General features: G+C 38.1%; 10 protein-coding genes. 3 read left to right on the top strand and 7 right to left on the bottom strand.

From position 1 onward, the window contains the following. The first annotated feature begins 8 nt into the window (after positions 1-8). Together VB691_RS02770 and VB691_RS02775 are read left to right on the top strand one after the other, a co-directional pair. Positions 9-728: a TVP38/TMEM64 family protein gene (locus VB691_RS02770; RefSeq protein ID WP_416244603.1), complete on the top strand. Its 720-nt coding sequence runs from the start codon at positions 9-11 to the stop codon at positions 726-728. After that, the gene (locus VB691_RS02775; protein WP_323289920.1) at positions 725-1,435 is read left to right on the top strand and encodes a TVP38/TMEM64 family protein; all 711 of its coding nucleotides are present in this window, start codon (positions 725-727) and stop codon (positions 1,433-1,435) included. Before VB691_RS02770 ends, VB691_RS02775 begins: the two co-directional genes overlap by 4 nt. Here the strand turns inward: VB691_RS02775 and VB691_RS02780 are convergent. Both VB691_RS02780 and VB691_RS02785 read right to left on the bottom strand, forming a co-directional pair. Beyond that, entirely contained in the window at positions 1,424-2,284 is an 861-nt protein-coding gene (locus VB691_RS02780) for an Hpt domain-containing protein (protein ID WP_323289921.1), read from the bottom strand. The genes VB691_RS02775 and VB691_RS02780 overlap by 12 nt on opposite strands. 122 nt (positions 2,285-2,406) lie before the next feature. Next, the gene (locus tag VB691_RS02785) at positions 2,407-3,447 is read right to left on the bottom strand and encodes an SGNH/GDSL hydrolase family protein (RefSeq protein ID WP_323289922.1); all 1,041 of its coding nucleotides are present in this window, start codon (positions 3,445-3,447) and stop codon (positions 2,407-2,409) included. A 187-nt stretch (positions 3,448-3,634) separates the two neighbouring features. On the opposite strand from VB691_RS02785, the gene fghA reads away from it, so the two are divergent. Beyond that, complete coding sequence (gene fghA / locus VB691_RS02790) at positions 3,635-4,486, top strand: S-formylglutathione hydrolase (RefSeq protein ID WP_323289923.1); 852 nt, start codon at positions 3,635-3,637, stop codon at positions 4,484-4,486. Here the strand turns inward: fghA and cobW are convergent. From cobW to VB691_RS02815, 5 genes are all read right to left on the bottom strand, one after another. Next, a complete protein-coding gene (gene cobW, locus VB691_RS02795) occupies positions 4,475-5,515 on the bottom strand; it encodes a cobalamin biosynthesis protein CobW (protein WP_323289924.1) in 1,041 nt (346 codons plus the stop codon). The genes fghA and cobW overlap by 12 nt on opposite strands. A 61-nt stretch (positions 5,516-5,576) precedes the next feature. Beyond that, the gene (locus VB691_RS02800; RefSeq protein ID WP_323289925.1) at positions 5,577-6,209 is read right to left on the bottom strand and encodes a type I restriction endonuclease subunit R; all 633 of its coding nucleotides are present in this window, start codon (positions 6,207-6,209) and stop codon (positions 5,577-5,579) included. Between the two features lie 32 nt (positions 6,210-6,241). Beyond that, a complete protein-coding gene (locus VB691_RS02805) occupies positions 6,242-7,030 on the bottom strand; it encodes an ion transporter (RefSeq protein WP_323289926.1) in 789 nt (262 codons plus the stop codon). A 6-nt stretch (positions 7,031-7,036) separates the two neighbouring features. Then, on the bottom strand, positions 7,037-7,810 hold the full coding sequence (gene gloB / locus VB691_RS02810; protein WP_323289927.1) for a hydroxyacylglutathione hydrolase: 774 nt from the start codon (positions 7,808-7,810) through the stop codon (positions 7,037-7,039). A 106-nt stretch (positions 7,811-7,916) separates the two neighbouring features. After that, the gene (locus VB691_RS02815; RefSeq protein ID WP_416244609.1) at positions 7,917-9,539 is read right to left on the bottom strand and encodes an Ig-like domain-containing protein; all 1,623 of its coding nucleotides are present in this window, start codon (positions 9,537-9,539) and stop codon (positions 7,917-7,919) included. Between the last annotated feature and the right edge of the window lie 16 nt (positions 9,540-9,555).

Genomic DNA, 9,555 nt, shown 5'->3' on the forward strand with positions numbered 1-9,555 from the left:
AAAAAACAATGCTCAAACTGGGAGAATTTTCTATGTTAACTGCTGCTTTAATTATGGTTACGAAACAATTAAAAACATCTAGTTTTCTCAATATCAATGAAACCCTACAAAACACTTTACAATGGATAGATAGTTTAGGAAAAATTGGTTATCTTGTCTTTATTCTTGTTTATGTGTTAGCAGCAGTTTTCTTGATTTCTGGGGCTATTTTAACCCTTGGTGCTGGTGTTATCTTTAATGTAGTAAAAGGCTCAATTATAGTATCTATTGCCTCAACTTTGGGAGCAACAGTTGCCTTTTTAATTGGAAGATATTTAGCCAGAGGATGGGTTAATAAACAGCTTGAAAAATACCCTAAATTTCGAGCTATTGATCATGCTGTTGGCCAAGAAGGTTGGAAAATTGTGGGGTTAACTCGCCTATCTCCTTTGTTTCCTTTTGTTATCTTAAATTATGCCTTTGGTATTACCAAAGTTTCGTTAAGAGACTATATTTTAGCTTCCTGGATAGGAATGATGCCTGGTACCATTATGTATGTTTATCTTGGTTCTTTAATTGGTAATATTGCCACTCTAGGGGCAGGAGAAAGGGCAAAAACACCCTTAGAATGGGGCTTATATCTTGTAGGATTAATTGCCACAGTTTTAGTGACAGTTTATGTAACTAAAATTGCCCAGAAAGCCTTAAATAATCAGATTGAAGAAGTATCCGTAAACAGAGAATCATGAATAGACAATTATTGGAATTTTCAAGAAAGAATAAGTTTAAAAAATCCTTAAAATCTGCTAAGTTTTTTATAATTTTTTCCATCGCTTTTCTGTTGTTTTTATGTTTTTTTGGCCCGTTAAACATCGTTTTTAATCATCACTTTTGGGTTAAATCTTTACAAACTTATGATTGTTGTACTGTTCCCTTGTTTATTAATGCCTACATTATTCTCACAGTTTTAGGAATTCCTGGAACAGTTTTGACTATCGTTGGCGGCATTCTTTTTGGCATTGTTTGGGGAACTATTTGGTCAGTCATTGGAGCTACATTAGGGGCCTTAGGAGCATTTTTGATGGCTCGTTATTTGTTGCGAGATTATGTAACTAAAAAATTCAACAAAACAGGCATATTAGCTCAATTTGAACAAGCCATATTAAAGCAACCGATTCAATTTATTTTAGGCATTAGACTAGCTCCAATTTCACCGTTTAATGTAGTTAACTTTCTGTTTGGTTTAACTCCCATTAATTGGTTATCTTATACCTGGGCAACTTTGATCGGAATTATCCCAGGAACTTTCGCTTATAATTGGTTAGGAGTCAGTGGAAATCGGGCATTACAAGGCAGCGATCGCTTTTCTTTTTTCCTAGCATTAGGATTTTTATCCCTACTATCTATTATTCCTCTTTTTATCCGTCGTTTCTCATCCTTAAAATCAAGTCAATAATTGTACTAATTTAGACAATTGTTGTTGATTAAATGCTTGGCGCAAAGCGTTAGCCATATTTTGAGGATCTAAACTTACTAAAATATAAGGCAGTTTGGCCGCTGCTAGTTGCTGTAATGCTTCACTTGGTTGGATTTTTTCACTTTTTCCTAATTCAATATAATCACTTCCCTGCTTCAATTCTTTAATCACAACAGGGGCTAAAGTACGATAGGAATGTTGAGGATTTGCAATTGCATTAGCAGCAATTTCTGTTAAATTTTTCCAGCTTTTCTCCTGGGGAAAAACCTGACCTAATTGAGTACATACTTTCTGAAGCATTTGACGATTTTCGGAGTTTGCTTTCTCTTTAAATAGAGACAACATTTGCTTAAGTAAGTTTTTAACTTGTTCAAAACTATCTTCATCACTTTCAGAACTTATTGCGGATGTTCCTCTGTCTATAATTTGATTGAGATAGGCTTGAAGTTCCACAAAAAATGGTTCTGCTTTTTCAACAATTACATCCGCTTCTTCGGGTTTTAGACCAAAAGTTCCCTGAAGTTTTTCAACTAAATTTTGTAAAACATCATAGCCTTTTAAGAACAATGATTCTAAAGTTTGATCCGTGGGAACTGTATTCTCTTTCAGAATTTTAAAAGCATCTTCTAAACGGTGAGCAATCTTTTGAATACTGCCATAACCCAACATTGCTGCGCCCCCTTTAATGGAATGGGCAGCCCGAAACATTTCATTAAGTCTTTCTTGATCTTTGACGACAGCAGATAATTCTAAAAGCCCAGTTTCAAGAGTTTCTAAATGTTCTTTTGCTTCTTCAATGAAATAACCGAGTATTTTTTGCTGATCCAAAATAGTTTCCCCTCATTGTTAATCAGGCTATCTTGATTGGGTGAACGCAACCAATGCCAGAGACTACAGTGTTAGTATTCCCAGAAATGAGTAAAAAATAACAGGGAGAAAGTTATTTTGTCTTACTGCTTCGTGATCAAGCTTAATGCTGCGATCGCGCTACCAAAGGCTAAAATACCCACCACTGGCGAACTTTCAGGGATAGAAAGGGTTTGGAAGGCGAGATCGCCTATAAATTGATGGGTAGCAGCCGAAGGGTGTAAATCATCCCAAAACAGATATTGATCAGGATTTTCGCATTGAGAAGGCACTGCTGGTGGGGGAGTAAATAAGGGAGAATTGACCAAGCAAGGGGCATCAACGACATTAAAGCCAAAATCAGCAGGAAGGGTAATTATATTCTCAAATAAAGAGGCAATATCGAGCAATTTTAGATCAATACCAGAAAGTAGCCGCAAATTATCAAGAGACTGGGATAAGAGAAAATTATGACCTGCTGTAACTTGATTTAAGCTATTAATCACTTCTGTCCCTTGACTAAGGGCTAAAGGAGTTTGACCAAGGGCTGGTAAATTCCCGACCAAAAAATGGCGCGAACCCAAATTATACAAGGTTTCTACGGCTGAGGAAAGATTAGCCACTGGCTCACTGGGATCAGTAATTCCACCCCCTAAATAATCATTTGCTCCAGCCCAAATAATATACAATGCGTTAGGATCTGCGGTGTTATTTGCTGTTTGAAATTGGGTAATTTGTTGCTCTAATCCAACTAAACCAGGAAGGGGAATAGGAAAAGTATTTGCCTCACCTGTTGTCGCGCTATTCGTAGAAAAATTAACGCCGTTTTCATTAGCACCGCCCGCAAAAATAGAGACAGGTGGGAGGGGAATTCCTAGACGGTTTGTTAAGCGATCAAGCCAAATGTCGCCGTTAGAAAATCTTCCATTAACATAGCCGAAACTCCCAGGTGGCACAATGGGAATTAAGGAATTACTTTCATTCGCTGCTGTGGTAATTAACAGTGTGTTTCCGGTGTCTGAAAGGGAGTCACCAAAACCATAAATTCGGGAAAAAGCAGAGGCTAAGGCTGGATTAGGAAAAAGAGACGCGATCGCTAAGCTTAGGGAGCTAGTTAAGCATATACTGGAATAGAATTTCAACATTTTTATTTTGGGTGTGACAATTAATTATTATCTATTTTTTTAACGTTAACTATTGATTGTCAATATCTCGAAAATTGATACAAAAATTTACATTTCAAAAAATATTTTTCAATATATTCAATGCTTTTAAGTCTCCCCAACTCTTGATAAGATGAGTATAATTGTAATCAGGATCATTAAGGAAAAAATGTCTAATCTAGTAACATTAAAATCAGAATATCGGTGTTTTGGCGGCACAGTAGCTTATTATACCCATCAGTCTCAATGCTGTAACAGTCCGATGAATTTTGCTGTTTATTTACCCCCTCAAGCAGTGAATCAAAAAGTGCCTATTTTGTATTATTTATCGGGCTTAACTTGCACAGAAGAAAATTTTACTATCAAAGGTGGCGCACAACGTTACGCGGCGGAATACGGACTTATTTTAGTGGCTCCTGATACCAGTCCCCGACAGACAGGAATTCCTGGAGAAGATGATATTTGGGACATCGGTAGTGGGGCCGGATTTTATGTTAATGCAACTTTAAACCCTTGGAAAAAACATTATCAAATGTATGATTATGTCGTCAATGAATTGCCCCAATTAATTACAGAACTTTTTCCCGTAAAAGCAGAAAAACAAAGTATTTTTGGTCATTCAATGGGAGGACATGGGGCGTTAATTTGTGCCTTGAAAAATCCTGATAAATATTGTTCTGTATCAGCATTTGCACCCATTACAGCACCAATTAAATCTCCTTGGGGACAGAAGGCATTAAGAACTTATTTGGGGGATGATTCATCTATTTATTCTCATTATGATGCGAGTGAATTGGTAAGGAAACACCCTTTAAAATATCCAATTTTAATTGATCAAGGAACGGCTGATCAATTTTATCAACAGCAGCAATTATTACCCGAAATCTTTCAAGAAGCTTGTCAAGAATCAGGACAAGAACTTATCTTAAGATTTCAGGAAGGCTATGATCATAGTTACTTTATGATTGCAAGTTTTATGGCAGATCATATCCGGTTTCATGCTCAATTTTTAAGCAATTAACGCTAATTTATCGGCAATTTTTTGCTGGTTTAAGTCTCTACCAATAAAGACTAAACGAGTTGTTTTTTGTTCATCAGGTTGCCAAAATCGATCATAAAATGTGTCAAAGCGATCGCCAACTCCTTGTAATACTAATCGCATAGGTTTATTGGGAACATTAACAAAGCCTTTAATGCGATAAATTTCGGTTGTTTTAACAATTTCTTTGAGGTTTTCAACTAAAGTTTTAGGCTCATAAGCTTGATCGATGATAATCTGAATTGAGTTAATTTCATCATCATGATCGTGTTCTTCTTCTTCGTCATGATGACTGGGACGACTTTCTAAATTGTCTTCAACTGCTGCATTAAAACCTAATAAAATATCAGGATTAATTTCCCCTTGATGACAGGAAATAACCTTAACTCCAGGACGTAATTCTTGAGATAACCAAGCTTTAATTTGAGTTAATTGGGTGTTGTCAACCAAATCAGTTTTGGTCAATAAAACTAAATCTGCACAAGCTAATTGATCCTCAAATAATTCTTCAATTGGAGTTTCATGTTCTAGGTTAGGATCAGCTTTTCTTTGCGCTTCTAATGCGTCTAAATTTCCTACTAATTTCCCTGATGCTAAGGCTTGACAGTCCACTACTGTTATAACACCATCTACCGTTGCACTGTTACGAATTTCGGGCCAACGGAAGGCTTGAACTAAGGGTTTTGGTAAAGCTAACCCAGAGGTTTCAATTAACATACAATCAATGGACTCTCGCCGTTCTAAAAGCTGCTGCATCGTGGGATAAAATTCCTCTTGAACAGTGCAACATAAGCAACCATTTGTGAGTTCTATAATATTATCATTGGGGTTATCTCCTTCCTCACAAATTTGGCAATCTCTGAGTAATTCTCCATCAATTCCTACCTCTCCAAATTCATTGACTAAGACGGCAATTCGTCGGTTTTGATTATTTTGTAAAAGGTGACGAAGTAGGGTGGTTTTGCCTGCCCCAAGAAAGCCTGTAATGACTGTAACTGGTATTTTGTGCATCGATAATTCCATCAAATAAACATTCTTTTTACAGAGTATCATAGTTGGTTGATGTTGAGAATTATATCAATAATTGTTTGAGTTTTTTGATAACCTGAAAAACTTGATAAAAATCTGTATTGTTTCTTTTTGATAGGGTTAACTTATCTGAATAATCATATTGTTTATGCTGATGAATTACCTTGACAAAGATATAATCTTCCCCATTAGTTACCATACCAAAAACAGGTCTTTTTTGATGGGAATTAGCCATCATATAGGCTAAAGTTTGGGGAATAGCTAAAGAAACATTAAACCCATAGCGTTTTGCTTCAATAACAACAATCCAAAATTGCTCTTGTACAACTAAAGCATCAATAAATCCTTTTAGGATAATCTCTGAATCTTCAAGCTCAATTTTAACAGCTTGTTCCGCTTTTATTTTAAAAGGAGGATCACATAAATTTGCCATTTCTAATAAAGGAGAAACCATAATAATATTTAGGGTTCCCTCTGTAATAGAGTTGTCAGCAGCATAATAAAAATATCGCTCTTTTAAATTATTTAAACCCTGTTTTTCTAGCTCAGTAATTTCTGGTAAGTTATCAAACCATTCTCTAAAAAAATCAGGACTTTGATTGTGGGTTAAATTAAACTTAAAATTAGCTTCATTAAGACTGGTAATAGCTTGAGAAATTCCAATTGTTTGTACCATTAACTTTCTCGAAATCTTAGGGCATCTTATTATCATTCTAACTTAGTTCCACAAATCTTACAAAAATTTGCATCTCTATCATGAAATCTTAAACCACAGTAGGAACAAACTTGATTACTTTGTTGACTCTTTTGTAAAAATTTTTGAGTTAAGATACTAATTTGCCAAGGAATTAAAATAACACCAGAAAAAATCATAATAACTGTAACAATTCTGCCAGCTTCAGATAAGGGAATAACATCACCAAAACCTACAGTTGTCATGGTGACAATAGAAAAATATAAGGCATCAAAAAAATTCTTAAAAACCCCAGGATTACTATAATGTTCGACTTGATAAATTGCGCCTGAATAAATAAAAACTAAAGAAAATAAAATTAAAAATATTCTTACTAAAATTATTCCGTCTTCAGACTTAATTCTAAAAAGAGATGTTTCAAAATTAATTAATCGAAGCAGTCTTAAAACTCTGAACCAACGAAGAATACGGACATAACGAATATCTATAAAACCTATAAATAAAGGTAATATAGAAAGTAAATCGACAAAAGAGAAAAAGCTGAATAAGAAGCTTTTTTTTGAATCTGCACACCAAAAACGCAGCATATATTCAACGGTAAATATTCCTAAAATAACTGTGTCTAGGTGCTTTAAAATAATTAGAATTTCTGGAGGAATTGAGTAAGTCTCAATTACAAAAATAGCTGAAGAAAGTAAAATAAGCCCAAGTATAATCAAATTGATAGTAATACCAATATAACTATCAAAATCATCAATATAATAAGCAATTTTCTCTTTAATAGCCCCTATTCTATTTTCCATATTGCTTTAAAAATCATCCTTCATTCTCCTAAGTTTACCAAACAATATAACCGGATCATTAATACCTAATACAGATTGTAAAGCGGGCTGATCCCATCGTAAAAAGGGATTAGTTTTCTTTTCTTCTCCTAACAAAGAAGGGACGGTTGCTTGTTTATTTTGACGGGATTTTTCTACTTGATGATAACGAGTTTGTAAGTCAAGGTTATTGGGATCAATAGTTAAAGCAAATTTCAGATTATTTAACGTATATTCATGGGCGCACCAAATACGAGTATTATCCGGTAAGTTTCGCAGTTTTGTTAATGATTGAACCATTTGACCTGGGGTTCCTTCAAATAAGCGTCCACACCCTCCTGCAAACAAGGTATCACCACAAAATAAGTCCCCTGTTTCTGCTGATGAATTTGGGGGGAAATAGTAAGCAATATGGGCGCGAGTATGGCCAGGAATAAAGTAAATATCAGCAACTTTTCCAGCAAATTCTACTTTGTCGCCTTCTTCTAAAAATACCTGTTGTCCTGGGATTCTTCCTTGATCTTTTTTCCCTCCATAAATACAAACATTGGGAAATTTTTCCCTTAATTCGTGATTGGCCCCCACATGATCATAATGGTGATGAGTGTTGAAAATTGCCACTAAGTCTGCCCCTAATTGCTCTAAACAGTTCATAACAGGAATAGAGACAGCCGGATCGACTACAGCAGCCTTATTAGTTTTAGGATCATGCAGTAGAAAAATATAGTTATCAGATAAGACGGGTAAGCGTTTAATTTCCATAATTAGTATTATATCGAACTCAGGTTGGTAATAAAAATCCCCCTATTACAAAGCAATAGGGGGATTTCTAGACTAATTAGAAATTAGGGATTGATGAGCGATCGCTCTAGAATACAAATGTCTCGAAGTTGGCTGCATTATTGACATCAGCAAGAGCCGCATTTTCGACAATAGCGAGGAGGAAGCCGGTATTGTTATTGGTGATAGTAACATTCGCTCCTACTCCAGCAACGGTTAAATCAGTAAAGGTAAGACCACCAGTTAGTCCGAATTTATCCGTTCCGGCCACGAAGTCAGTGATGACATCAGCATTAGCATTGGCATCCGTCGTCTGGAGGACAAAGGTATCTAGACCATTTCCACCCGTCAAGGTGTCCCGTTCAAAATCATTAGGGGTTTGTTGCCCACCAATGAGGGTATCCTGTCCGTTACCCCCTTGGAGTACATCGGAACCAGATCCTCCAACGAGTAAGTCCTTACCAGCACGGCCTTCCAAGGTATCATTCCCGGAACGTCCCAGGAGGGTATCATTGCCCTTACCACCAATGATGGAGTCATCTCCAAGACCGCCGTCCAGGTTGTCTATAGCATTACCACCTCGTATGGTGTCATTGCCTTCACCACCTGTGATAATGTCCCGATTCTCCGCACCTTGGATGGAGTCGTTGCCCTCATCACCACTGATGGAGTCATCGCCTTTTCCACCTACGATCAAGTCGTTACCCATACCACCAGTGAGAGTGTCTTTGGCATTACCACCTCGCACGGTGTCATTACCTTCCTCACCCTGAATGAAATCTCGGCCACGAGCCCCTCTGAGGGTGTCCTCACCAGCGAGTCCACTAATACTATCGTTACCGCTTGAACCCCGGATGCTATCATTGCCTGCGGTTCCAGTTAAGGTGTCATCGATTGGCACGCCAGCACCAGGGGTGGGTGGGAGTTCGACGATGGTGGTCGCTGGGGTTGCTGCCAAACTCTCTGTTCCGTCAGCATCTACGGCTGCCCCGGCGGGTACATCAATAATGATAATACCATTGCCACCTGGAGTAATGTCGGCGGTATAGGTATTACCATCCACCGCTACGAAGTTACTCGCTGTCCCATTGGTCACCAGGATATCTGCCAGTACAAATCCTGTCACATCTTCTGAGAACTGGAAGGTGACGCTAAAGGGAGTGGTGGAGTTAACGGCATCTGGTGCATTCTGAATATCTACCACTGGAGAACCGAGTGGGGGTTCTAGGGTTGTGGTGACTGGGGTCGCTGCCAGACTCTCATTGCCGTCAGCATCAATGGCCGCCCCTTCGGGTACATTAATGGTGACAGTGCCATTGCCATTGGGGGTAATGTTGGCGGTATAGGTATTACCATCCACCGCTACGAAGTTACTCGCTGTCCCATTGGTCACCAGGATATCTGCCAGTACAAATCCTGTCACATCTTCTGAGAACTGGAAGGTGACGGGGAAGGCCTCGAGGGTGTCAACGGTTGCTGGTGCATTCAGAATCTCGACTGTCGGCACACCCACCGCAACGCGGGTAATGCTAGGTGTCGCTGCTGTGCTCTCATTGCCCGCAGCATCTACTGCGGCCCCGGCGGCTACATTAATGGTGAGATTACCATTGGCAACTGGAGTAATGTTGGCGGTATATGTATTGCCATCCACCGCTACAAAGTTACTCGCTGCCCCATTGGTCACCATAATATCTGCCACTTCAAATCCCATCACCGCTTCTGAGAAG

This window comes from Crocosphaera sp. XPORK-15E (genome assembly GCF_034931425.1).
In the GTDB taxonomy this organism is placed as follows: Bacteria; Cyanobacteriota; Cyanobacteriia; order Cyanobacteriales; family Microcystaceae; genus UHCC-0190.

Bases quoted from the DNA above. Each gene is read 5' to 3' on its own strand.
- VB691_RS02770 (WP_416244603.1), top strand. From the start codon at position 9: ATGCTCAAACTGGGAGAATTTTCTATGTTAACTGCTGCTTTAATTATG.
- VB691_RS02775 (WP_323289920.1), top strand. From the start codon at position 725: ATGAATAGACAATTATTGGAATTTTCAAGAAAGAATAAGTTTAAAAAA.
- VB691_RS02785 (WP_323289922.1), bottom strand. From the start codon at position 3,447: ATGTTGAAATTCTATTCCAGTATATGCTTAACTAGCTCCCTAAGCTTA.
- fghA (WP_323289923.1), top strand. From the start codon at position 3,635: ATGTCTAATCTAGTAACATTAAAATCAGAATATCGGTGTTTTGGCGGC.
- cobW (WP_323289924.1), bottom strand. From the start codon at position 5,515: ATGCACAAAATACCAGTTACAGTCATTACAGGCTTTCTTGGGGCAGGC.
- VB691_RS02800 (WP_323289925.1), bottom strand. From the start codon at position 6,209: ATGGTACAAACAATTGGAATTTCTCAAGCTATTACCAGTCTTAATGAA.
- VB691_RS02805 (WP_323289926.1), bottom strand. From the start codon at position 7,030: ATGGAAAATAGAATAGGGGCTATTAAAGAGAAAATTGCTTATTATATT.
- gloB (WP_323289927.1), bottom strand. From the start codon at position 7,810: ATGGAAATTAAACGCTTACCCGTCTTATCTGATAACTATATTTTTCTA.
- VB691_RS02815 (WP_416244609.1), bottom strand. From the start codon at position 9,539: ATGGGATTTGAAGTGGCAGATATTATGGTGACCAATGGGGCAGCGAGT.